Annotated in this window: 23 protein-coding genes; 13 read left to right on the top strand and 10 right to left on the bottom strand. The window is 43.4% G+C overall.

Features of this window, described 5'->3' with window-relative positions:
• Positions 1-21: 21 nt before the first annotated feature.
• Positions 22-1,212 (bottom strand): outer membrane protein transport protein, encoded by a 1,191-nt coding sequence (locus tag L0992_17630; protein XGB69850.1) that lies wholly within the window; start codon positions 1,210-1,212, stop codon positions 22-24.
• Positions 1,202-3,433 (bottom strand): lipase, encoded by a 2,232-nt coding sequence (locus tag L0992_17635; protein ID XGB69851.1) that lies wholly within the window; start codon positions 3,431-3,433, stop codon positions 1,202-1,204. Before L0992_17635 ends, L0992_17630 begins: the two co-directional genes overlap by 11 nt.
• Before the next feature lie 357 nt (positions 3,434-3,790).
• On the opposite strand from L0992_17635, the gene L0992_17640 reads away from it, so the two are divergent.
• From L0992_17640 to dcuC, 3 genes are all read left to right on the top strand, one after another.
• Positions 3,791-4,495: a winged helix-turn-helix domain-containing protein gene (locus tag L0992_17640; GenBank protein XGB69852.1), complete on the top strand. Its 705-nt coding sequence runs from the start codon at positions 3,791-3,793 to the stop codon at positions 4,493-4,495.
• On the top strand, positions 4,488-4,994 hold the full coding sequence (locus L0992_17645) for a hypothetical protein (GenBank protein ID XGB69853.1): 507 nt from the start codon (positions 4,488-4,490) through the stop codon (positions 4,992-4,994). Before L0992_17640 ends, L0992_17645 begins: the two co-directional genes overlap by 8 nt.
• Positions 4,995-5,443: 449 nt before the next feature.
• A complete protein-coding gene (gene dcuC, locus L0992_17650) occupies positions 5,444-6,811 on the top strand; it encodes an anaerobic C4-dicarboxylate transporter DcuC (protein XGB69854.1) in 1,368 nt (455 codons plus the stop codon).
• 198 nt (positions 6,812-7,009) lie between these two features.
• Here dcuC and L0992_17655 read toward each other — a convergent pair whose 3' ends face one another.
• Both L0992_17655 and narQ read right to left on the bottom strand, forming a co-directional pair.
• Positions 7,010-7,642 carry a response regulator gene (locus tag L0992_17655; protein ID XGB69855.1) on the bottom strand — a complete coding sequence of 211 codons (633 nt, stop codon included), beginning with the start codon at positions 7,640-7,642 and terminating at the stop codon, positions 7,010-7,012.
• Positions 7,629-9,359, bottom strand: a complete 1,731-nt coding sequence (gene narQ / locus L0992_17660) for a nitrate/nitrite two-component system sensor histidine kinase NarQ (protein ID XGB69856.1) — start codon at positions 9,357-9,359, stop codon at positions 7,629-7,631. The genes L0992_17655 and narQ overlap by 14 nt, the downstream gene beginning before the upstream one ends.
• A 253-nt stretch (positions 9,360-9,612) precedes the next feature.
• Here narQ and napF point away from each other — a divergent pair, with 253 nt between their 5' ends.
• From napF to L0992_17690, 6 genes are all read left to right on the top strand, one after another.
• Positions 9,613-10,092: a ferredoxin-type protein NapF gene (napF, locus tag L0992_17665; protein XGB69857.1), complete on the top strand. Its 480-nt coding sequence runs from the start codon at positions 9,613-9,615 to the stop codon at positions 10,090-10,092.
• A gap of 22 nt (positions 10,093-10,114) precedes the next feature.
• The gene (locus L0992_17670) at positions 10,115-10,420 is read left to right on the top strand and encodes a chaperone NapD (protein ID XGB69858.1); all 306 of its coding nucleotides are present in this window, start codon (positions 10,115-10,117) and stop codon (positions 10,418-10,420) included.
• A complete protein-coding gene (napA, locus tag L0992_17675; protein ID XGB69859.1) occupies positions 10,417-12,906 on the top strand; it encodes a periplasmic nitrate reductase subunit alpha in 2,490 nt (829 codons plus the stop codon). Before L0992_17670 ends, napA begins: the two co-directional genes overlap by 4 nt.
• Before the next feature lie 125 nt (positions 12,907-13,031).
• The gene (locus L0992_17680; GenBank protein XGB69860.1) at positions 13,032-13,493 is read left to right on the top strand and encodes a nitrate reductase cytochrome c-type subunit; all 462 of its coding nucleotides are present in this window, start codon (positions 13,032-13,034) and stop codon (positions 13,491-13,493) included.
• 29 nt (positions 13,494-13,522) lie between these two features.
• Positions 13,523-14,104: a NapC/NirT family cytochrome c gene (locus L0992_17685; protein XGB69861.1), complete on the top strand. Its 582-nt coding sequence runs from the start codon at positions 13,523-13,525 to the stop codon at positions 14,102-14,104.
• Between the two features lie 11 nt (positions 14,105-14,115).
• Positions 14,116-14,253: a TIGR02808 family protein gene (locus L0992_17690; GenBank protein ID XGB69862.1), complete on the top strand. Its 138-nt coding sequence runs from the start codon at positions 14,116-14,118 to the stop codon at positions 14,251-14,253.
• Positions 14,254-14,428: 175 nt separating this feature from the next.
• Here the strand turns inward: L0992_17690 and phaC are convergent, their stop codons facing one another.
• The 5 genes from phaC to L0992_17715 form a co-directional block, all read right to left on the bottom strand.
• On the bottom strand, positions 14,429-16,255 hold the full coding sequence (gene phaC / locus L0992_17695; GenBank protein XGB69863.1) for a class I poly(R)-hydroxyalkanoic acid synthase: 1,827 nt from the start codon (positions 16,253-16,255) through the stop codon (positions 14,429-14,431).
• A 75-nt stretch (positions 16,256-16,330) separates the two neighbouring features.
• On the bottom strand, positions 16,331-16,678 hold the full coding sequence (locus L0992_17700) for a phasin family protein (GenBank protein XGB69864.1): 348 nt from the start codon (positions 16,676-16,678) through the stop codon (positions 16,331-16,333).
• Positions 16,679-16,799: 121 nt separating this feature from the next.
• Entirely contained in the window at positions 16,800-18,011 is a 1,212-nt protein-coding gene (locus L0992_17705) for an acetyl-CoA C-acetyltransferase (GenBank protein XGB69865.1), read from the bottom strand.
• A gap of 26 nt (positions 18,012-18,037) precedes the next feature.
• Positions 18,038-18,778, bottom strand: a complete 741-nt coding sequence (locus L0992_17710; GenBank protein ID XGB69866.1) for an SDR family oxidoreductase — start codon at positions 18,776-18,778, stop codon at positions 18,038-18,040.
• Positions 18,779-19,363: 585 nt separating this feature from the next.
• Positions 19,364-20,044: an SH3 domain-containing protein gene (locus L0992_17715; GenBank protein ID XGB69867.1), complete on the bottom strand. Its 681-nt coding sequence runs from the start codon at positions 20,042-20,044 to the stop codon at positions 19,364-19,366.
• Between the two features lie 96 nt (positions 20,045-20,140).
• Here L0992_17715 and L0992_17720 point away from each other — a divergent pair, with 96 nt between their 5' ends.
• Both L0992_17720 and L0992_17725 read left to right on the top strand, forming a co-directional pair.
• Complete coding sequence (locus tag L0992_17720; protein XGB69868.1) at positions 20,141-20,716, top strand: hypothetical protein; 576 nt, start codon at positions 20,141-20,143, stop codon at positions 20,714-20,716.
• Between the two features lie 270 nt (positions 20,717-20,986).
• Positions 20,987-21,229 (top strand): hypothetical protein, encoded by a 243-nt coding sequence (locus L0992_17725; GenBank protein ID XGB69869.1) that lies wholly within the window; start codon positions 20,987-20,989, stop codon positions 21,227-21,229.
• Between the two features lie 170 nt (positions 21,230-21,399).
• Here the strand turns inward: L0992_17725 and L0992_17730 are convergent, their stop codons facing one another.
• Positions 21,400-21,858 (bottom strand): Lrp/AsnC family transcriptional regulator, encoded by a 459-nt coding sequence (locus tag L0992_17730; protein XGB69870.1) that lies wholly within the window; start codon positions 21,856-21,858, stop codon positions 21,400-21,402.
• Positions 21,859-22,007: 149 nt separating this feature from the next.
• Here L0992_17730 and L0992_17735 point away from each other — a divergent pair, with 149 nt between their 5' ends.
• Together L0992_17735 and L0992_17740 are read left to right on the top strand one after the other, a co-directional pair.
• Complete coding sequence (locus L0992_17735; protein XGB69871.1) at positions 22,008-22,937, top strand: DMT family transporter; 930 nt, start codon at positions 22,008-22,010, stop codon at positions 22,935-22,937.
• A 158-nt stretch (positions 22,938-23,095) separates the two neighbouring features.
• A complete protein-coding gene (locus L0992_17740) occupies positions 23,096-23,560 on the top strand; it encodes an exoribonuclease R (GenBank protein ID XGB69872.1) in 465 nt (154 codons plus the stop codon).
• The last annotated feature ends 60 nt before the right edge of the window (positions 23,561-23,620 follow it).

Below are 23,620 nucleotides of genomic sequence, written 5' to 3' on the forward strand. Positions count from 1 at the left end.
ATTAAGGTTTATGACAACCCACTAAAAGCGATGCTGATATTGAACACCAACGAGCAAAGCATTGGCGGTGACATCAGCGGAAACATTAGTTCTCGATAAAGCATCTAGGCTTTCATCAACGTGTTGCGATTCGCCAACAATGAAGCCAATACCAAGATCCACTGAACTAGCAGGTGTGAGATGGTAAGTGCCGCCGACAGTAAACCAATGACGGTTTACATCAGGAATAGATAAAGACGTCAGTTCATCGGTTGGGGAGACGTCATACATATAACCCGCTCGCAAAATGATGTCTTTTGACATGGTGTAAGTGCCGCCTACCGAAACGTGTCCCGCATCTTTCCATTGGTATTCTTTGATGGAATCGTTATATGAATCCGACGTTAACGAGTCAAATTCAGACCAATTCACCCATTGCAGGCTGTAGTGGAAAGCCCATTGTTCGTTGAGTTGGTGCCACCCAGAAAACTCGAGTGTATCTGGTAAGGGAACATTCATTTTGTCTTCTGGTCCACTCCCCGTCATCCAAATATCACCTTCAACTTCAATATCCGGGCTATATCGGTAGGTAATACCAAATCTGTTGTGTTCATTAACCTGATAAGTCATGCCAACATTGGCACCTAAACCAAAACCGTCGGCATCAACACCAAGCAAACCTTGACGTGAAATCTCACCTTCACCGTAGATAACATCAATACCCCCGCCCAAGTTGATCTTTTCAGAGAGCTCATAAGCAACAGCAAAGCCGACATTGATGCTTGAGAGCGCCGTTTTTCCGCCAAACTCTTCCGCTTCAAACGAATCATCAAACTCAACATCAGTAACGAAATTAGAATGTACGGTAGCACCCAAAGTGAACTTCGAATCTTGAATTGGATGGACGTAATGGACGTTTGGTACCAAGGTGCCAGCACTGAGTTCTTGATCACTCAAAGATGTAGTATCACCGGTATTCGGCGTATAGCTGATATTCGATACATCAATTCCACTATCGATATAGACAGCACCTACCGACAACATAGGTTGCTCGATGTATGCCATTGCAGCGCTGTTCTTAGCTACAATCGCTGCGCTATCTGCCATTACAGCATCACCAGCAAATGCACGACCTAACCCTGTTGCTGATTGTGCATTAAGTTGAAAACCAGCAGCGTTAGTGAAACAAGGGATCAGAGCAGCGGCAGTGCCCAATAAAAGTTTATTCTTCATCTTCAGGCACCTCTGTTTCGATGTGATCTTCGTTATTTATTACTACAAGTGAACCGTCAGTCATCACCATAGAAGCGACAGCTAATTGTTGAGTTGTCACCGCTTCACGCACGTCAGACATGTTTTCTCCCGGCATACCTGGTAGCCCGTCTTCATCAACAGGACCTTCGTACGGGAACAAATACGTACCGTGGCCACCAGTGGTCGTTCTGATAACTCCACCAAGTTCGTTCTGATCACGCTTTGTCCCCGTTATTGGGTCTAAGCCAAGTGCAGTAATAAGCGGCTCGGTGCCAGTGCGAATGTTATCTGGGGCAGTGTTTGGAATTACGCTGTCTGGCACGTAATCAACGCCTACATCACAGGTGTCACCACAATCTCCGACGGCAGCTAACAAAAGTGTTGGTTGCTCAGCCTTAACTTGACGCGAGATAAAGCTGGCAGGATCGGCACTATCAATCGTTGCTTGCACCCCTTGTTTAAGGTCAGTTACCACAAGATCAAAGATGTCATTCTCCAACTGACTCACAAGCAGCGCGTTATCTGTTGAAAGTGCAACAAACTCACGAAGCGCTTCAATACACTGCTGGTTTGTTGCCTCTGCGGTGCAGATATCAGGAATGACAGTCTCAGCAATTCCACGCTGAACGTCTGGAGACTTTTTTACACCTTCAGACATTTCTGGGCCTAAGGTTTGAGAAGACAAAACTAGATTGGTTAGCCCTTGTCCCGGTACGACAAAGTTCACCGTGTTGAATTCAAAATGAGAAACAGAAGTAGAGTGAAAATCCGGGCTGACTTGACTGAACTCGCTTACCATCACCGACATAATTCCCCCCAACGACTGCCCGATTAAGTGAACGTTATTGTTATCAACCCAACCCTCTTGGCTCAGCGCATAACGAAGCCCTAAGAAATCAGACACGGACTGCTGAAGATTAGAACGCAGCGCCAAAGGTGAATCTATATTTATAAAAAACGCTTTGTTTGCTCTAGCGCTTATTTCCACATGTTCAGGACTTGCGTCATAACGCATGCGTTCCCCGTGATATGGCATGTCAATCGCAACAACGGCATAGCCTCTTTTTGTATATTCAGCAGCCATCAAAGAAGCAGTACCGCGCTCTGCTGTGACACCATGAATAAAGATCGCAACAGGTAACTCTACAAAACTATTCCACTTGAACTCTTTCGGTACGTATATATCTGCCGTAATCTCAAGATCTTCTGTTATTTGAGGCATCGCATTTTCTGCCGTTGGAAAAGTGCCAGAAATGTTGGTAATCCATTCATAAAGTGGAGGACAATTTTCTTTCGGATCAAACTCATCGACGATACATTCCGACTCCCTCTCTTTTGTAAAAGGCAAGTACGACGGAATTTTGAGTACTCTTGTATATAGGTTATATCCTCGCTTTTCCTCTACAATTACAGGCTCTGCTTGGGTGAATGAACTATCATATTGCAGATGGTTTCTTTTCATTGCATCCAAGGGTGCATATGAACTCTGAGTTTTAAATTGAGCAGCGTATACAGGAAGAGCGCTCCCCTCATATAGGTCTTCATATGAGTTAATGGCACTAATTACCTGTGTATGCAGGTCTTGTTCTTTCTCACTATTAAATTGTGCCTCGGAGTATATTAATTGCTCAAAACTAGCATCTGCTTTTAAAGGTTCGTCAAATTCAGTTAATACTCCATCAGTCACAACGATCGAATAAGTCGTTCCTTCTTTTAACCCTGACTCGCACTGAATAATAATATTGGAACCATCAGCGGATATTTGAGTGCCAACTTCCCCACCTGTTTCTTCATCAATTAGCACTACGTTCTCTGCTAAGGTTTCATTATTCAGTGGAAAACGTTTATCAGAATTAACACTCTGTAGCGGAATCAAAATAGGCTCAGCACAAAGTCCCCAACCGTCTAAAGCGGCGTATGAGTTGTTGTAGTCCTGATAATAGGCATCATTGGTCGATGACATTGCGGCAGCGTGCTCACCGACTCCGGTAATGGTTCCGTCGTCGTCATACCCGTATCCATCGTTCGGTTTTGGTAATTCATTAATGTTGTAAGGAACTAATACTGAAACGGCTTCTTGAGTCGAGTCTTCAGACTGACAGCCGAGTAAGGCAAGCGTGATTAGTCCACATAAATATGGCTTATTGAATTCTTTCAAAACAGCTCCTTCGTAGCTTTCGCATTTAACTGGTGTGGTCATGCGATTTATCGTTATTTGAGTTGCCGGTTGAGTCGGAGGTAAGTTCGACTTTTATTCGCAGAGAGCAAGGCAACACGAAGTTGGAATGACACGTTGATAGAACTACGTAAGAAATTTGAGCACTTAACCCACACCCACTAAATCAGCGTCACCAGTTAATGATCTAATAGCTACTAACACCAAGCACCTGAAACCACATTAAACAACCTCAAAAAGGTATATAAGGAAATCTAATCAGGTTGATAATTCAATTTAAATCATAAGCTTAAATATCAAAGACAACGAAATCAGTAAGTTTATATTTGTAGCGACATTTGTTATATTTAGGTTAGAACGCTTATTACAATGAGAACCCAGATGTCTGCTGAATTTATTATCAATGATGATATACAGGTCAATTTAGAAGAGAGTGAAATCCATCACTTTAAGACAGGCCGTACGTACCCAATAGGTTCTAACGAATCAGAGCTCCTTAAGTTTTTTATCTCTAGACCCAATGAGGTGATTACTCGCCAAGTTCTAATTGAGCAAGTATGGGTATCGAAAGGTATCTATGTTGAAGATGGCAGCTTAATGCAAACCATCTCAATCTGCCGAAAAGCGTTAGAAGACAAGAGTGGAATGATCATTGTCACTGAACGCGGCAAAGGCTACCGATTTGCAGGGCAAGTAACACAAGATAAAGAACGCGCACTACGTAAAATTCAAGCCCAGCCCACGCAACAAACTGAACAGCCGACAGAGAGCTCTATAAAAGAAAGTTCGACAGCAGAAAAAGCAGCCCCAACAAAAAAGACAAACCATGTGTTAGCGCTAATTTCTTTATTTATGGTAACCGCGGGTCTGTCCCATTATTTGTTTGCTTATTTAGACAGAAATAGCTTAGGCGAAGATCTTACAGGGCAACATTTTATCTCTTGTACAATCGAAACCGACGAGTTCACCTTTAAAGAACTCTACAACGTCACTCTTTATGAATATAAGGGTCGAAAAATCATCATAGATAATTCAGGAAAATCTTTGAGCTTCCCTAGCGAATTTAAAGGAGTTACTTGTGAATAAAGAAAAGCAGATATTCATTGTCGTGGCTCTATTGGGTATTTTAGTCGGCTGGTTAACAACCTTTATCCCGAAAGAATACCTTAAAGGTCATTATTTAGCCAATACAGCATCGGTGGTCAACCCGCCTGAGAAAATAATTTATAATCAAGCTTCCGTGAATATCGAGTTTAAGAAGAATAATAGTTACGAGCTGTTATATGTTTCGACTAAAGAGGCTGGTTTCACCTCATCTGGAACTTACGTTGTCACTCAACACGATATTTCGTTAGATGAGACTCAACACGAACAGATCATCCCAGATAGAGATCTGTCATTTTATGAGAAAGTCATGATCAGTGAAGGTGCGGTGCTCTCTTCCGATGCGATGACCTACATTCCACTGAACGACAAAGAACTGTTGTTGGTAACCCAACGCGGGATGATTCATTTCTGTAAAAAGGTGGCATGTGCTGACTTACCCGCTTATTCGATTTCGGAGCCGGACGTAAATATCAACTAACCTTACTCTAGCTCACAAATCGAACTCTGTAACTTTTGTGTGACTTAACTCTGGCATCTGCTAATTCCCAAATAAAGTAGGCGTCAGATTCTAATCTTCTAATCTTCAGATTCGCAACAAACCTTCCTAAATGTAAGAAATGACCCTTTCCTTTTGATTTCTACCACTAAGCTAGAAAAACCATAATTTTATAAATCAAAACCTTCATATGCAACCTCACACAATAAAAGTGATCCAAGCTATATTCTAATGAACGATATAATTTGTTTATTAACATCTAAACAACAGTAGTTATGCATGATTTACAACCACAATTAACATCGCAAAAAATGTTTGTCTTAGATCATATCAACCTCAACTATGCCTCGTGCCACAGTGCAGTTTTCTGTACATTCATTGTCATATTCTGAAACACTTTCTTATATTTTTTAAACTTTGTGGAGATTTCTATGTTAGAGCTCTTGATCGGATTAGTGATTACCATCGCTGTTGGTTACTTTATTGTAAAAGGCTATAAAGCAGCGGGCGTATTATTAACTGCTGGCCTTGCCCTACTTCTTATTACTGGCCTTATTGGTCACACAGTTTTACCAGCTAAGGTAGCTTCAACAGGTAACATGGTTACCGACTCACTAGAATTCGTTAAGTACATGCTTCAGTACCGTGGCGGCGGCCTAGGCATGCAAATCATGCTTCTTTGTGGTTTCGCTTCTTACATGACTCACATCGGCGCAAACAACGTGGTAGTTAAACAGTTCTCTAAGCCGCTGTCTGTTATCAAATCTCCATACGCACTGCTTGTTGCTGCGTACATCGTAGCGTGTCTAATGTCTCTTGCAGTAAGTTCTGCGACGGGTCTTGGCGTACTATTGATGGCAACGCTATTCCCAATGATGACGGCAATGGGTATCTCTCGCCCTGCTGCAGTTGCGGTATGTGCTTCACCAGCTGCAATCATTCTTTCTCCTACATCAGGTGATGTTGTTATTGCTGCAGAAAAATCAGGCTTAGACCTAGATGTGTTTGCGGTTCAAACGGTACTGCCAGTGTCTATCTGTGCAATCATCGTAATGGCTGCAGCTGCTTTCTTCTGGAACAAATACCTAGATAAGAAAGAAAACACACCAATGGAAAAAGTAGACGTTTCTGAAATTGAAACAACAGCGCCAGCTTTCTACGCTGCTCTACCATTCCTACCAATCATCGGTGTTTTCCTATTCAACGGTCGTACGATCCCAGGCCTTAAGCTTGATATCTACACTATCGTTGTTGGCTCTATCTTCGTTGGCGCGATCATCGATTACGTTGTGAAGAAGTTCGACGGTGAGAAAACGCTAGAAGACCTAGACTCTTGTTACCAAGGCATGGCAGAAGCATTCAAAGGCGTAGTAATGCTGTTGGTTGCGGCGGGTGTATTTGCTCAAGGCCTGATGTCTATTGGCGCAATTGATAACCTAATCGGTCTTGCTGAAGCGGCGGGGGCTGGCGGTATCGCACTGATGCTTATCCTGACAGGTCTTACGGTTGCTGCAGCTATCGCGACAGGTTCTGGTAACGCACCTTTCTATGCTTTCGTAGAACTTGCACCATCGTTAGCAGCGAAAATGGGACTAAACCCTGCGTTCCTAATCATTCCAATGCTTCAAGCATCAAACCTAGGTCGTACTATCTCTCCAGTATCTGGCGTAGTGGTAGCAACATCAGGTATGGGTAAAATCAGTCCATTCGAAGTTGTTAAGCGTACATCAGTACCAGTAATCTGTGGTCTTATCACGGTTATCTTCGGTACGCTTGTATTGGTTCCAATGACGGCTTAAGCCTCAAGTTCCTGTGTTCCACTAACCAAGAACAGAACACGAAGAACACCAATTCAGATATAAAATGCTTAAACAAAAAGGCGCTGAACTTAATAAGTTCAGCGCCTTTTTTAATATCACTTTCTCAACATCGTTAAAGCTGTGGAGATATGAACAAACAGCACGGCTTGAAATAGTTTAATTTCAAAGGAACAAGCCCTACTTCATTTCTCCGTAACGCTCTAGGTAAAGAACGGTTGCTGCGGTACGTGAAGGCACTTGTAGCTTTTTCAATAGGCTTTTCATATGTACCTTAACTGTCGATTCAGAAATGAACAGGTGGTCAGCGATCTGCTTGTTACGGTAACCTTTTGCGACTTCTTGAAGGATCTGCATTTCACGTTCAGTCAGTTGGTCGAAGATGTCGTTGCGGCTACCAGCATCGTTTAGGTAACGAGCAACCACACTGCTGTAAGCTTTGTCGCCACTGTGTGCTTGCTTAAGCAGTTCGATCAGTTCATCAGGCTCAGTGTCTTTCAGCAGGTAGCCATCAGCGCCCGCTTTTACAATCGCTTCAATGTCTGCAGGGCTATCAGAAACAGTCAGGATTACAATGTTTGCGCTTGAACCGTCAGTACGAAGTGCTTTCAAGGTATCTAACCCAGACATGCCTTTCATATTGAGATCCAAAAGGATCAAATCAGGTTCTTCTTCATGAGCGAGAGCAACCGCTTCAGTGCCGTTACTTGCTTCTGCAATCACTTCGAATTCGTCTTCAAAGCTCAGTAATTGGCTTATACCTCTGCGCATCAATGGATGATCATCAACCAGCATTACTTTACAAATCGTCAACTTTAACTTCCTTCAAACTTTTATATTTCAATATGACTGTACAGCCTTCACCTTGAGCCGCTTCAATCGTTAAGTCGCCATTCAGTCTTGCCGCACGCTCCTGCATAATGCTCATCCCATAGTGGTTCGTTTTAGAACTACTTGAGTCAAAGCCGTCTCCATTATCTTTAATCACGACTAACACTTCACCGTCCTCATCGATACAGCATACATCTATCAAGTCGGCATTGGCGTGTTTTATTGCGTTTATTGTTGCTTCACGAATCAATTGAAGCAAGTGAACCTGACTGTGTGCATCAAGTTCAATCGATGAAAGATTATTGGTGAGGTTAATCTTCGCATCAGTTCTTTCACTGAGTTCCTCAAGCATGGTGCTCAAGGCATCTCCAAAGTTGCCCTCTTTAATGGTCAACCTGAATGTGGTGAGTAGCTCTCTTAATTGAGTATAGGCGTCAGCCAAACCATTACCGATTTCCGACGCTATTTGCTCTGACTGCTCTCTGTGTTGCTGCTCTGGCAGTTTACCAATCACACGCTTTAATAATGTAACTTGGATTTTCAAGTATGACAGTGATTGAGCCAATGAATCGTGTAACTCACGTGCGATCGTCGCACGTTCTTCCATAATAATGAGCTGTTCGGCTTTCTTTTGGGCGCGATTATAATAAATAGCTCGAGATAACAGTTGAATAAAGCTCTCGATCAGCGCCTTGGTAGAATGCCCATGGTGATACGAACAGTACAAGTAGCCAAGAATAAGTTCGTTATCATCCAACTTCATCTCGAACTTTTCGTAATCTAAATTCGAATCGTAGCCTTCATCCATAATCAATGAACGGCCTGAGTTATCTACGATCTCAAGTCTCAGTGATTCTATTCCTTCCAAGCTCACGAGGTGTTGCAAGATAGCTCGGAAATTTTCAGGCGCGATACGTGTCACAGTGAGCTCTTGTGACGAATTATAAAGTGCCTGCAGCGACTGGTTCGCATTTTGTAGCTCTACCGTCTTAGCATCCACCACATCTTCAAGATTGCGATAAAGCACGCCGAGATCTTTCGCCATTGAGTTGAAGGTTTTCGTCAAAATACCCATTTCATTGCTACTGGTCACTTTGAGTTCTACCTCAAAATCACTGTTCTTGATTCGCTGGCTAGCTCCAACTAAGGCATGCAACGGTTTAACAACCTGTTTACGTACAAAGTGAACAACAAAAAGAGATATGACCAGAATTCCACCAAGGCCGATACCACCAGCCCACGCTAACTTTATTAACTTGTCTTCGGAGAACTCTTGCAGCTTATAAACGAAGCCATCGATTTCAGCCACGAAGTTTTCAACCAACACGAGATAGTGATCGCGCTCTTCGCTATTCAAGACCTGTTTCAGCTCATGCCAACGGCCGATAATTAAATAGTAATCTTCTGTGATGTCTGTCGGAACATTCCAACTGACTAAATTGGTCATGGATGGCGAGTAAAGAGAACTTTCGAATTCACGAATATGAGATTCATAATCGACAGATTCTATTTGAATATCATGGGCTAAACGGTAGCTTTGCATTCGCATTGAACCGGCCACGTTCACCGCTTCTGCATCATTCAGACTTGAGGCCAATGTAAAGATAGCAAAGCCAGTCGTAGCAACCGACAACAGCAGTATAGATAGCAGTGACTTAGCTATCGTACTCGTTACAGATGAAACCGGTTTTATAAGCAAAAGAGCCTTCCTATTGATAAATGACTTGCCAGCAAGATCGTATTGTCACACATCAAAAATCATAGCTCCATTCAATATGTGATCACTCGCTTCGTAATTTATTGATCTGAGACAATATATGCCCCCAATTAGCCCTAAGGGGGTATTTATACAATTGTTTCTAAAACTACACTACTTGTGAGGACAAATTACAAGATATTAATGGAATAATGACCTACAATTACAACATCTTAGCAACATCTATGGGTATCTAGTGGTAGATCTATCAAAACGCCGTCTATTTTCTAGACGAAAAGTTGATTCAAGCCAGGTTCGTTTGCCTTGGATTAAAAACCTAGAAAGCTTTGCAGATGACTGCACTCGCTGCGGTAAATGCATCGAGAGTTGTGAGACTGAGATAATCATTGTAGGCGATGGTGGGTTTCCTACTGTCGATTTCTCAATTGATGAATGTACGTTCTGCTATCAATGTGCAGATGTTTGTCCTGAACCCATTTTTACGCCAAAGCAAGGAGAGCCTTGGCAAGCAAAAGCACGTATTTCTGATAAGTGTTTAGCGCAACAAAACGTTGAATGCCGAAGCTGTGGTGACATGTGTGAACCTATGGCCATTCAATTTCAACTTAGAGCAGGCAGTGTTGCTCTACCAAAAATCGAGTTAAATGAGTGTAACGGTTGTGGAGCCTGCGTAGCAGTTTGCCCTACTTCAGCTATTCTTGTGAGTAATGCATAAATAAAAATAACGAGAGCAATTTATGGCACTAAATGAAGTGCATATATCAAGTTTAGTCGTGCATGTGAGCCCAGAGCATCTCAATGAGATCAAAGCAGAGATCGAGCAATTCGATAACGCTGAGATCTACGGAGATAGCCCTGAAGGCAAAATCATCGTGGTCCTAGAAACCGAAAACCAAGGTTTTGTAACGGACACCATCGAAGCAATAAACAACATTAAGAACGTTTTAGGGACAGCTTTGGTTTATCACCAAATCGAAACTGGACTAGAAGAAACGGATTTAGAAACTGGAAGCAACAATTCTCAACTTGAGGGTGAAGTATGAAAATGACAAGACGTGCGTTTGTGAAAGCAAACGCAGCTGCATCAGCGGCAGCCGTTGCAGGTGTAACACTACCAGCAACAGCAACCAACCTGATTGCTAGCTCTGATCAAACAAAAATCACGTGGGATAAAGCGCCTTGTCGTTTTTGTGGTACGGGCTGTTCGGTACTAGTAGGTACTCAAAATGGCAAAGTGGTTGCGACTCAAGGCGACCCAGAAGCACCGGTAAACAAAGGCCTTAACTGTATCAAAGGCTACTTCCTTTCAAAAATCATGTACGGCAAAGACCGTCTAGAACAGCCTCTTCTTCGTATGAAAGATGGCGAGTTCCATAAAGATGGTGATTTTGCACCAGTATCTTGGGACAAAGCGTTCGACGTGATGGCTGAGAAGTGGAAAGCATCTCTTAAGAAGAACGGCCCAACAGGTGTTGGTATGTTCGGTTCTGGTCAATGGACAGTAATGGAAGGCTACGCAGCCGTTAAGATGATGAAAGCGGGTTTCCGTTCAAACAACATCGATCCAAACGCTCGTCACTGTATGGCTTCTGCGGTAGGTGCATTCATGCGTACCTTCGGTATCGATGAGCCAATGGGTTGTTACGATGACTTTGAACACGCAGACGCATTTGTACTGTGGGGTTCAAACATGGCAGAAATGCACCCAGTTCTATGGACTCGTATTACAGACCGTCGTCTAAGCCACCCACACGTTCAAGTAAACGTACTGTCTACTTACTACCACCGTTCTTTTGAGCTTGCAGACACTGGTTACATCTTCAACCCTCAGTCTGACCTTGCGATTGCAAACTTCATCGCAAACTACATCATCCAAAACGATGCAGTTAACTGGGACTTCGTGAACAAACACACGAACTTCAAGCAAGCAACAACAGACATCGGTTACGGTCTTCGTGACGACGATCCTCTACAGAAAGCAGCAGCAAACCCTAACTCAGGCGCAATGACTGCTATCTCTTTTGAAGATTACAAAGCATCTGTTGCTGAGTACACAGTTGAGAAAGCGTCTGAAATGTCAGGCGTATCTCAAGATGACCTTATCAAGCTGGCTAAGCAATACGCCGATCCAAACATCAAAGTAATGTCTCTATGGACAATGGGTATGAACCAACATACTCGTGGTGTGTGGATGAACAGCCTTGTGTACAACATCCACCTTCTAACAGGTAAGATTTCTACTCCAGGTAACAGCCCATTCTCACTAACTGGCCAACCATCTGCGTGTGGTACAGCTCGTGAAGTAGGTACGTTCTCTCACCGCCTACCTGCAGATATGGTGGTTGCTAACCCTAAACACCGTAAGATTGCAGAAGACATCTGGAAACTTCCAGAAGGCACTATCCCAGCAAAACCTGGTAAACACGCTGTTGCTCAAGACCGTGCATTAAAAGACGGTACGATCAACGCTTACTGGGTAATGTGTAACAACAACATGCAAGCTGGTCCAAACATCAACACTGAGCGTCTGCCTGGTTACCGTAACCCAGATAACTTCATTGTTTGTTCAGACCCGTACCCAACAGCAACAGCTCAAGCAGCTGACCTTATCCTTCCTACAGCAATGTGGATTGAGAAAGAAGGTGCTTACGGTAACGCTGAGCGTCGTACACAAGCATGGTACCAACAAGTGAAAACGGTAGGTGAAGCTAAGTCTGACCTATGGCAAATCATGGAGTTCTCTAAGCGCTTCACTATTGAAGAAGTTTGGGGTGAAGAACTGGTTGCGAAAATGCCTGAGTACCGTGGCAAAACCATGTACGACGTGCTTTACAAAAACGGTAATGTTGATGCTTTCCCTCTGTCTGAAGCTCAAGAGCTTAACGACGATGCACAAGCACAAGGTTTCTACGTTCAAAAAGGTCTATTCGAAGAATACGCAGCCTTTGGTCGCGACCACGGTCACGATCTAGCACCATACGATACTTACCACAAAGTACGCGGTCTACGTTGGCCAGTAGTTGACGGTAAAGAAACACTATGGCGCTTTAAAGAAGGTTCAGATCCATACGCTAAGAAAGGTTCTGGTTGGGACTTCTACGGCAAGCCAGATGGTAAAGCACTGATCATCAATGCTCCATACGAAGCGCCACCTGAAGTACCAAATGATGAATACGATATGTGGCTATGTACAGGTCGTGTTCTTGAGCACTGGCACACAGGTACTATGACTCGTCGTGTACCAGAACTTTACAAAGCAGTACCGGATGCACTTTGCTACATCCACCCTGCTGACGCTAAAGCTCGTGGTCTTCGCCGTGGTGATGAAGTTCTTATCGAAAACAAACGTGGTGAAGTTCGTGTGCGTGTTGAAACTCGCGGCCGTAACCGTCCACCACAAGGCTTGGTATTCGTACCATTCTTTGATGCAAGAATTCTGATCAACAAGTTGATCTTGGATGCAACGGATCCTCTGTCTAAACAGACGGATTACAAGAAGTGTCCAGTTAAGATCACTAAGGTTTCTTAAGAGCCAAGCGCTTTTCGAACCTAGATACAAGATCTAGCGTATTTAATATTGCGACTACTTTTTTCGTTACTTTTTGAAAGAAGTAGTCCACTCAAAGAATTAGCCTTTAGGCGGAGAAATTAACCATGAAAAAACTGATTACTGCCCTACTATCAGCTGGTCTTTTGCTAGCTGGTGCAGTTCAAGCTGAAGCTGAACTGGATAACCCAGGCGGCATTGGTGGCGTAGAATCTCTACGTGGTGCAAGTGAACTAGAAGCAACTCGCGCAGCAGATGACTTCAAAAAGTTCCCTCGTGACCAAGTACTTGAGAGTGACTACGTATACCAACCACCTCTAGTGCCTCATACTATCCGTAGCTATGAAGTTTCTCTTAACGCTAACAAGTGTCTTTCTTGCCACAGCTGGAAAAACGCAAAAGAAATGGGTGCGACTAAAGTGAGTGTAACTCACTACATGAACCGTGAAGATGCGGTACTTGCAGACGTATCACCTCGTCGTTACTTCTGTCTACAGTGTCACGTACCTCAAGCTAATGCTAAGCCACTAGTTGAGAACGAGTTCAAACCTGTAGATTCACTGCGTTAATCGTAGCCGGACTGTAAGAGAGGCTATATATGATAAAATTACTTAAAGCGTTTTGGAAAAGACTCGCGACACCAAGTAAAGCAGCCGTAGGCGTTGTTTTGTTCTTGGGTTTTTCGGGTGGTCTTTTGTTCTGGGGTGCATTTAACACGGGTATGGAAGCAACCAACACAGAAGAATTCTGTTCTGGCTGTCACGCACCTATTGTTGAAGAGATCCAAGAGACGATTCACTACTCTAACCGTTCTGGCGTTCGTGCAATCTGTTCAGACTGTCACGTACCGCATGAGTGGACTGATAAAATCGTTCGTAAAGTTCAAGCATCAAAAGAGCTATATGCGCACTTTATTTCTAAGACGATTGATACGCCTGAGAAATTCAAAGAGCGTCGTCATCACTTAGCAGAGCGTGAATGGGCTCGATTGAAAAAGAACGATTCACTTGAGTGTCGTAACTGTCACCAGTTCGATTACATGGACTTCTCAGAGCAGAGCCCTCGTAGTGCGAAACAACACTCGACAGCGCTAGCTTCTGGTGAGAAAACGTGTGTAGACTGTCACAAAGGTATTGCACACAAACTACCAGACATGCACGGCGTTGAAGGCTGGCAATAAGGAGCGATTGAATGAGTACTTTAGAAAGCGTAATTTGGCACATCCTAGGTTACAGCGCTATGCCAGTTATCATTCTGGGCGGCTTCGCAGGTGTTGCAGCCGTATCTCTTTGGATTTTATCTATGGGTAAAGACAAAGAAATCGATTAAGAATCGAGATTGCGTTAACTTTTCCAGTTATGCTTGAGATAAGTTGACACTAAAAAGCCACTGAATTCAGTGGCTTTTTTATTATCTGGCGTTTCTGTTTCCAGCTAGGGGGATGATGAAACCTTAGTAAAGCGACATCGCAGCTAAAATTAAGAAAGCCTTACTATAACAAAACCTAGGCTTCGTTTTTCGGAGCTTCTGTGTCAGCAGGCTCTTTATCGACCGCTTCTTGATCAACAATCGGCAGCACCTGTTTTACATAGTTACCTGGTGCCTTGCCAATCACAGGGTTAAGCTCAGAACCTTGATTGAAAGGTTCTATTTTCTCGTCAGTTTCAAAGCCCTGTAACCACTGATCCCAGTGTGTCCACCATGAACCTTCGTTATGGCTCGCATTTGATAGCCACTCATCAGCAGAATCATCAAGGTTGTCATTCAACCAAAACCCATACTTCTTCTTGTCTGGATGATTAACAATGCCTGCAATATGACCGGATTCACCCAATACAAAGGTTTTGTTGCCACCCGTATTCAATGCACCGCGATAAGTCCCCTGCCACAAGGCAATATGGTCTTCTTTGGCTGAGATGAAGTAGCTTGGTATTTTGATTTTATTTAAATCAATCCAAACACCACCTACTTTCACGCCTTTGTCTTGAACGAGTTTGTTCTCAAGGTAAAGCTCACGCAACAAGAAGTTATGGCATTTGGCAGCCACGTTTGTGCTGTCACTGTTCCAGTACAACAAGTCAAACTCCATTGGGCTGCTGCCTTTTAGGTAGTTATCAATGTAGTAGTTCCAGTACAAACTGTTTTCGCGAAGCAAACTGAACGTCACGCTCAGTGAGCGACCATCCATATAGCCTTTGGCGTCGTTCTGTTTCTCGATCGCATTAATGATCGTTTCGTTGATATACGCGCCAACTTCACCCGGCTGCGAGAAATCCAACAAGGTGGTAAAGAACGTCGCGGTTTTGATGCGCTTCTTCATGCGCTTCGCCGCATAGTAAGCAACCGTAGAAGCCAATACCGTGCCACCGATACAATAACCCGCAGCATTGATCTGCTCTTTACCGGTAATGTCTTCAATCGCCGCGACCGCTTTCACTACGCCTTCCGTGACATAGTCACCGAATTCTTGGTCTTTCTGTGCCTCGCCCGGATTACGCCAAGACATCATGAACACGCTGTGTCCTTGCTCAAGCAACCAACGCACCATCGAGTTCTTCTCACGAAGGTCAAGAATGTAATACTTATTGATGAACGGCGGAACGATCAACAAAGGCGTCGCATTCACCTGAGGTGTCTTTGGATAGTATTGAATAAGCTCGAACAGATCGTTTTGAAAAACAACATCACCTTCCGTGTTCGCAACATCAACACCTAATCGGAAGGCGTTATTGTTGGTCATACGGATCTTGAGGATATCAGCACTCGCTTCAACGTCTGCTTGCAGTTGCTCTAACCCATCAAGCAGGTTCTCACCATTTCGCTCAAGCGTCAGTTTCATCAGCTCTGGGTTAGTCGCAATGAAGTTGCTTGGAGAGAGAGCATTGATGGCCTGACGTGAAAAGAACGCAACACGCTCTTTGGTTTTCTCGTCGATGCCTTCGATAGAGTTGATGGTATCGATGTAGCTTTTGCTGAATAACAAATAAGATTGCTTAATAAAGCTGTAGAACGGGTCGTTTTTCCACGCCTCGTCAATAAAGCGCTTGTCGCTACGATCTTCGGCTATCACACTCTCGGTGTTGCCCATCAACGCGGCATTTTGCCAGATCTTGAGTTGCTGTTCCCACCATTGGGATTGTAACTGAAGAAGAACAGCGGGTTGGTTAGCGGCTTGCTCGAAGATTTTTGATGCGTCATCAAAATTCAGTTCTTGCATCGCTTGATTGAGGGGAGATTGCGCGGCTTCCTTGTTTTGTTCAAAGTTATCCCACCATTGCTGGTTTGTTTGTTGAAGTTTAACAAGGTAGTCCGAAAAGAAGTGTTGAAACATAACATGACTCCAATAATCGGAAAATCGCCACCGAGCCTCACAGTAAACACTGTGCTAACTCGATGGCGATTAAATTTATGCAGGTGTAACTGTTTTCAAGTTTTCAGTTGTTAGTGTTTCAACATCTTCTTTGAATTCTTTAGCCACTGCTTGAAGCTTAGAGCTATCACTCATCATCTGTTGAGACAGTTGAGTTAGCGCTGCTAGCTGCTGGCTGTTGAATGCAGTTAGGCTGTTTACATCTTTGATTTCACTTACTGCTTTCATTTGTGCAAGACCCATGTCCGTGTAAGTCTGCATCGCATTCATTTGCAGTTCCGTCATTGTTTGGACGTTCTTTGCAACCAACTTGTTGAACTTGAAGTACGGTTCAAATTGCTTTTCAGTTTGGTCAGTAATTGTTTTGAAAATATCCGTGTACATAAGTAACTCCTGATGAATACATAGTTTAGTAATACAAGTTTAGGTAATGTCTTTCTACGAAGGCTCACCATTGAGATAAACGACTTCGATAAATTGTTAAGCTGCCATAGGCAAGTCGGGCTTAGCCTTCAATACCTTTAAGCAAAACAGCGGTTCCCATTCCTCCACCCACACAGAGTGAAGCAACACCATAAGTTGTCTTTTGTTCGAGCATCTCATGGATAAGTGAAACAATGATTCGATTGCCTGAAGCTCCAAGAGGATGGCCTAGCGCGATCGCTCCACCATTCACATTGACCTTAGGTTTGAACGCCTCTAGAGGCAGGTCGTGCTGCTCAGAAAGCTGATACATCACACCAAGCGCTTGTGCTGCAAAGGCTTCATTCAGTTCAAACAAATCGATCTCTTCGAGCGTTAGTTCAGCTTTGTCGAGCGCTTTCGATACCGCTTCCACAGGACCTAAACCCATGATTTTTGGGTCTAAGCCAGATTGTGCATAGCTGCTTAGTTCAACCAGTGGCGTTAGTCCGTATTTCGCGACTGCGCTCTCTGATGCCAAGATAATTGCACTCGCACCGTCATTGATACCTGAAGCGTTGCCCGCCGTTACGGTTCCTTCACGGTCGAATGCCGGACGAAGCTTTTGTAGGCCTTCGAATGTTGCGTCAGATTTCGGATACTCATCAGTATCAAAAGTGACTGTTTGTCTACGTTGCTTCACTTCGACTGGCACGATTTGCTCGGTGAACTTGCTAGCTTCGATAGCCGCGACCGCTTTCTGTTGGCTCTCTAACGCATAGTTATCTTGAGCAAGGCGTGAAATGTTCAACGCATTCGCGATGTTTTCAGCCGTCATGCCCATGTGGTAGTTGTTAAACGCATCCGTTAAACCATCGCCTACCAACAGATCTTTCATCGAAATGTCGCCCATCTTGTGTCCGTTACGAATGCTCGGCGGAACCACAAAAGGGATTTGAGACATCACTTCGACACCGGCAGCAACCACCACTTCAGCGTCTTGTGCCTTAATGTGCGCCGCCGCATCCATGACTGACTTCATGCCACTGCCACAAATCATGTTGACGCCGTACGCTGGTGTTTCTTCTGCAAGCCCTGCGTAGATTGAAGCTTGACGCGCTACGCCCATGCCTTGACCTGCAGAAATCACGTTACCGACGATCACTTCATCAACCGCATCTAGCGGAAGGTCTGCAGCCTCTAGTGCACCTTTAATCGCGACCCCAGCTAATTCGCCCGCTGACACGTTCTTGAGCGAACCTGTAAACGCGCCAATCGGTGTACGTTTTGCCGCAACAATAAATACTTTTTCCATCATTCCATTCCCTTGAAGTTCACCGATTAGTGCATGTACAAGCCGCCATTCACAGACAGAGTCTCGCCTGTAATGTACGCACCGGAATCACTCGCTAAAAAGCCCACTGCATCTGCAATCTCAACAGGTGTAGCCAAGCGTTTCATTGGGATTTGGTTCTTGATTGAATCAAGGACTTCAGGCTTCATTTGCTCAACCATAGGTGTTGCAGTGTAGCCAGGGGCAATCACGTTCACAGTCACGCCACTGCGAGCGCCTTCAGCAGCTAAGGCTTTCGAGAAACCAATCATTCCCGCTTTAGCCGCCGAGTAATTAGTTTGCCCGAATTGACCTTTAAGACCGTTCACTGAAGAAATGTTGATGACTCGGCAGTTGCCCTTTTCACACATAGGCGCAAACAGAGGCTGTGTTACATTGAAAAGACTGTTGAGGTTAGTCTCAATCACGTCTTTCCATGCTTCCGCATCCATCTTTTTGAATACACTGTCACGCGTAATACCAGCATTGTTTACCAACACATCAACCGTGCCTTCTTCTTCCAACAACTTGCTTAAGCTCAATGCACATTCAGCGGTGTTAGTTACATCTAATTCAAACAGTCTCACCTGATCTTCAGTGAATTGTTTTTCATTAAACCAATCTAATGCACATTGATAATTCCCAGTAAAATAGGTCGCGATCACACGATATCCATCCGCGACTAATTTCGAAGATATTGCTGATCCGATACCGCCTTTTGATCCTGTAATTAAAGCAAGCTTTTTCATTAATGGTTCCATCCCTTACAAGCAATTAAATAACAATGGTGTTAATAAGATAATGTCTTATTTGATAATTAAACTTTACGTTTTGCTTTAATTAAACCCTACATCTCAAAATCAAAAAGTATTATTACAAATACAAAATATTTTGATGTTATGACTCAAAACTTGACTTGCATCTCAAAACCCATGAAATGTTATGAGCATGTAAATATCAGTAAGCTACTGATATTATGTACTTTTATTTAACTTCAATTATATCACCAAGCCGATAAGCCATTGTTTATCATAAATAAAATGACGTTCTCTAACTTATTTCAAGAATAATGCAACATTGGAAAATTAAACAATTGACGGTGCAAATAATAACCTGCCCATTATTTCTTATTAATAAATCTATCGAAGCTAACCTATATCGAGTTCAATATAATTTAATGCTTAAATTCATAGTCACTAACTGTTTGATTAGGTGATAAAAACATATGGGCAATAAAAAAGCCCACTCTCGTTGAGAGTCGGCTTTCGGTCTAAATCAATAAATAGAAAGATTAATCGCTATTAATACATCTAATATTAATAACGGAGTGGATCTTACTTAGTAAATATTTCATTTGTATTTACATCTAAATAAATTTTATTTTCAAGAGATAAACCACCGCAATAGATAAAATAGACATCTCGGTCACTGTACTTCACCGATTTCACCCAGCCGCCTAATTCTTCGAAATCACTTGGGGCACATTCGCCTTCAGAGATCAGCTTAGCGACCGTATTACGAAACTTCTCTTGATGGATCTTAAGGTCGTCGGATTTAACCAAGTAAGAGTCCAGTATCTCTTTGTTTTCTTTCTCAGAAATAATCACTTCATCGTTAGATAAGCCAGACATCGAAACCCATTCAGCAGTCTGTGGACCACCTTCTTTTAAGACGATGTAATCTGAGATGCGAGCCCATTCCCCCTGCTTCTCTAATACTTCGACTTTTTCGCCTTTATAGAGGTAATCGGTTATCAAGCCATCAACTTCTGGCTGTTCTACCACTTCTAGTTTTCTATCTTGAACGTAAAACTCTGTCTGTTGTGGCTCAGGTTTAAGTTCCATGATCGGTTCTAAGTCTACGTCAGACTGTGGAGCAACTTCTGCAACGGGTTCTTCAATTTTTTCTGGTGGTGTTGGGTCTTTTTTCATAACGAAGAAGTAATACGCAGCTCCTCCTCCGCCCAGTACTAACAACACAAGTAAAGCGATCAGCGCTTTTTTCATCAAATCCACCAGCTCTTCCGTTTTAGGTATGGTTCAAGTGTACATCAACTCATGCTGTCACTCATCTATACTCTCTAATGAGAACAAGGTAAGTAGAGGAAAGTCATGCGTTTTTGGGTGAAGGTTATAATTGTGAGTGTACCTTTAAGTGCTAATCTCGCGTTCGCAAGCCATTGTGATCGTGAAAACTGGCAAATACTGTTGGATCGCCAATTGGCATTTGAAGGGCGTTACAATCAATACACCAAAGAATTCAACCAAGTTCTCTCCACCTATGACTCCCAAACCCTACTCTCTAAACATTTCACCAAAACACAGATCATTGAGCTTTGGGCAAAGTACGAAGAAAGGTTTAATGTGCAGCTCAAAAGTCACATGAATACCGCTTATGATGTGTCTGAGGTTTTGCTCAAGCAGGCATACGTTGTATCTACAGAGCTTGAAGGGGCTCAGTCGCTCACTCGTTCATGGCAGGCTGTCGCCAAGCACTGCACAAAGGCCAAGCTTCCGCGCCAATCAGAAAGCGCACAGGTGCATGTGGCAAGTTCACAATCACTTTCTCAAGATCTCCATACACTCAGCGAAAAATTCCGCCAGCTGTCATCAAAGTATCGTCAAGAAGCCACTATGATAGATGAAGCGCGCCACTCAAAGTCCACCCAAAACGACGTACCAGACTAAAATCCAAACCCTACTTTCACTGCTTTGCGACTGGATTTATTGTGATAACGGACTACCGTTCTCACCCAAACACTCCCCTAAATCGTTAATCAATGCTTTATCAATAAGTTGTAAAGCTAATGTGCTAACTATCAACAATAAAGTTCAATTTCCAATCAATGCAAGCGAGTATGTGAGATATTCATCACAAAATAGATTTACAAACGCCAGAAAATTGTTATCATGAATCTTCATATAACTTAATAACAAGAAACATTTTGGCTAGGTAATATGCAAAAAACTATGGCTTTCAACTGCTTGAGTAACACGGAATGGACTGCAGAGATAAGAGGTAAACTTTTATCTGTAGCTAAACACATGGAAGAGTTCGGTTCAGTAAGTGAGCTAGAGCTATGTAAGATATTTGGAGAAACAATTTGGAATGATGGTGTGGATTACCATTCACATGCTTTTTCATTCAGAATTAATGCACAAACTGGGGATTGTTCAATCTCTCACTTTAAGTATCACTAAGTTTTGCACCTATCATATACGGAGTACCTTTCACGAGGTGCTCCGTTTTTTATTGCCGTGAGTTTGTCATTTTGGGAAAGATCTTTGGTCACCTTCGCATTGTTATTCAAAGATCAAACCATTTCGTTTTCAGCTCACTCTACTCGATAACACTCACCCTTTCCCTCTGCTTAGTCGGTATAAACAGGAAGCGGCGCGTTACCTTTTACTTGTCTTATCGCGAGATGAGTATGGATATCTTTAACATTAGAGAGACGTTGAAGCTTTCTGGTAAACGCTTCATAGGCCATTAAGTTCGGACTAACGACTTCTAACAGATAATCGTAAGCGCCAGACACCACATGGCAGCTAATCACCTCCTCCATCTCGACAATCGCACCTTCGAACTTATCGATCGACACTTCTTGGTGGTTGTTTAGGCTCACTTCGACAAACACACTCATCGCCACACCCACCTTTTCTCGCGACAAGCTCACGCGATAACCGTCGATAATGCCCTTTTCTTCTAGCCTTTTGATACGTCTTGCGCAAGGTGACGGGGATAAGCCGACTTCATCGGCTAACTCTGCCGTGGTCAATCTACCGTCCTTTTGCAGCAACTCGAGAAGATGTCTATCAATTCTGTCCATAGTGAAAGCCATTCATTAGTTAAATTCGTTAACAATTGAAAGAATATTAGCAAAAATCCTCAACGATAGGGTGAGTTAGAACGAAACTTGCCAACTTGAGGCACGAACTCTCCCTCATAATGAGTCATCATTCACTTTGATTGTTTATTATGAATCTTGGTTATCTATCAATTACCGTCACTCTGCTGATCTGGGCGAGCTTTTTCCTTTCTCTAAAAGGCGGCGCGAATTCAGCTTTAACACCTGCAGATATCGCACTCACACGCTTCCTTATTCCCGCCTTGGTACTATTACCTTTGGTGTGGAAAGCGCGTAGTGCCATTACTGCAGTGCCTAACCGTTACTTAGCAGGTATGTTTGTCGGTAGTGGCCTGCCTTATCTGCTGGTTGCAGGCACAGCCATGCAGTTTGTTCCTGTTTCTCACGGCAGTGCTTTAGTGCCCGGAACACTACCTCTGTTTGTTACCGGGATTGCGGTGCTCTTTTTCAAGCAACCACTCAGCCACCACCGAATCGTTGGCCTAGCTTTGGTGTTACTTGGTATTGCGTTCTTCTTGGGGAGCAGTTTGAGTAGCTTCAATTTTGAATACACCAAAGGTCACTTGCTGTTCCTGTGCGGGAGCTTGATGTGGGCAACCTTCACTATCTCCGCTCGTGTTGCCAACCTAAATGCTTTGGTCAGTGCGGGTTTCATTTCTCTCTGCTCTACTTTGTTATTAATGCTTCTGATCCTCACCGGTAAGCTCCCTAGCCATTTAATGGATACCCCTATCGCTCACTGGCCTTTCGCAGAGCTAGCCATTCATTCAATGGTACAAGGTGTTGGAGCGGGTTTGATTGCCGCATTCACTTACCTATATGCGGTTAATACCTTAGGGGCAGAGCGTTCTGCTGCGTTTGGAAGCGCGACACCTGCCGTAGCAACACTATTGGCAATTCCATTGTTTAACGAAGTACCAGATGCAATGACTTGGCTTGCCCTTGGTTCTATTTGCATTGGTAGCTTAGTCGCGAGCAATATCTTCATGAGAAGCGACCAATCCATGCATTACCAGCCGCCAAGTCATAGCAAAGCGTAGCGCTTTTAATATTCACCATTTCAAACAATTCGATGGCGACTTTTCAGGTACGTGGCATCCAGATAAGCCTACAAAGGTAGGCTTACCTAAAATCTTCTTTTTCTAAGCTCGCTTCTCCATTAAACTGTCCGACCTTTTTGCAGATTCAAGAGAACACCATGCAACGCGACTACACCTTAAATTGTTTAATCACCATGCCTCGCCATGAACTAGAAGAATTTAGTTTAAGAATGATCCATCGCCTTGTTCCTGAAGACGCAATGACAGAATTGTTCACGTTCGAACAAGAAGAAGTGACCAGCGAAGAGCGCATGCAGTCGGCAAAATTCGATGCGATGCTACGAATGACGGCTATTGCACTTGGCGAAGTAAACCTAGCGTTTTCTGAGTCAGACAATTCACAGCAAAACATCGAGCGTATGACTCGCCTACTGCTGTGGCACTTCTACTCAATCTCTTTCAACCTTGAAGAAGCTATTGCGATTGAAGTGCACTGCGAGAAAGTAGAGAAGATCTTAAAGAACGCACCTAAAGATGCATTCGGTTGGGTTAAAGAGTTAACTGAGTTGCTTCACTTCTACGCAAAAGTAAATGAAGGCAACGAAGAGAAGAAAGACGCGTAACCTCGCTTAACCTTTAGCTGGCTGCAATTCAAAAGCAGCCTAGCGAATACCACAGGCAGA

Origin of the sequence: Vibrio pomeroyi (assembly GCA_041879425.1) — a bacterium.
GTDB lineage: Bacteria > Pseudomonadota > Gammaproteobacteria > Enterobacterales > Vibrionaceae > Vibrio > Vibrio pomeroyi_A.

Bases quoted from the DNA above. Each gene is read 5' to 3' on its own strand.
- L0992_17700 (XGB69864.1), bottom strand. From the start codon at position 16,678: ATGTACACGGATATTTTCAAAACAATTACTGACCAAACTGAAAAGCAA.
- napA (XGB69859.1), top strand. From the start codon at position 10,417: ATGAAAATGACAAGACGTGCGTTTGTGAAAGCAAACGCAGCTGCATCA.
- dcuC (XGB69854.1), top strand. From the start codon at position 5,444: ATGTTAGAGCTCTTGATCGGATTAGTGATTACCATCGCTGTTGGTTAC.
- L0992_17735 (XGB69871.1), top strand. From the start codon at position 22,008: ATGAATCTTGGTTATCTATCAATTACCGTCACTCTGCTGATCTGGGCG.
- L0992_17690 (XGB69862.1), top strand. From the start codon at position 14,116: ATGAGTACTTTAGAAAGCGTAATTTGGCACATCCTAGGTTACAGCGCT.
- L0992_17725 (XGB69869.1), top strand. From the start codon at position 20,987: ATGCAAAAAACTATGGCTTTCAACTGCTTGAGTAACACGGAATGGACT.
- L0992_17710 (XGB69866.1), bottom strand. From the start codon at position 18,778: ATGAAAAAGCTTGCTTTAATTACAGGATCAAAAGGCGGTATCGGATCA.
- L0992_17680 (XGB69860.1), top strand. From the start codon at position 13,032: ATGAAAAAACTGATTACTGCCCTACTATCAGCTGGTCTTTTGCTAGCT.
- L0992_17730 (XGB69870.1), bottom strand. From the start codon at position 21,858: ATGGACAGAATTGATAGACATCTTCTCGAGTTGCTGCAAAAGGACGGT.
- phaC (XGB69863.1), bottom strand. From the start codon at position 16,255: ATGTTTCAACACTTCTTTTCGGACTACCTTGTTAAACTTCAACAAACA.
- L0992_17740 (XGB69872.1), top strand. From the start codon at position 23,096: ATGCAACGCGACTACACCTTAAATTGTTTAATCACCATGCCTCGCCAT.
- L0992_17635 (XGB69851.1), bottom strand. From the start codon at position 3,433: ATGACCACACCAGTTAAATGCGAAAGCTACGAAGGAGCTGTTTTGAAA.
- L0992_17640 (XGB69852.1), top strand. From the start codon at position 3,791: ATGTCTGCTGAATTTATTATCAATGATGATATACAGGTCAATTTAGAA.
- L0992_17630 (XGB69850.1), bottom strand. From the start codon at position 1,212: ATGAAGAATAAACTTTTATTGGGCACTGCCGCTGCTCTGATCCCTTGT.
- L0992_17670 (XGB69858.1), top strand. From the start codon at position 10,115: ATGGCACTAAATGAAGTGCATATATCAAGTTTAGTCGTGCATGTGAGC.
- L0992_17720 (XGB69868.1), top strand. From the start codon at position 20,141: ATGCGTTTTTGGGTGAAGGTTATAATTGTGAGTGTACCTTTAAGTGCT.
- L0992_17705 (XGB69865.1), bottom strand. From the start codon at position 18,011: ATGGAAAAAGTATTTATTGTTGCGGCAAAACGTACACCGATTGGCGCG.
- L0992_17685 (XGB69861.1), top strand. From the start codon at position 13,523: ATGATAAAATTACTTAAAGCGTTTTGGAAAAGACTCGCGACACCAAGT.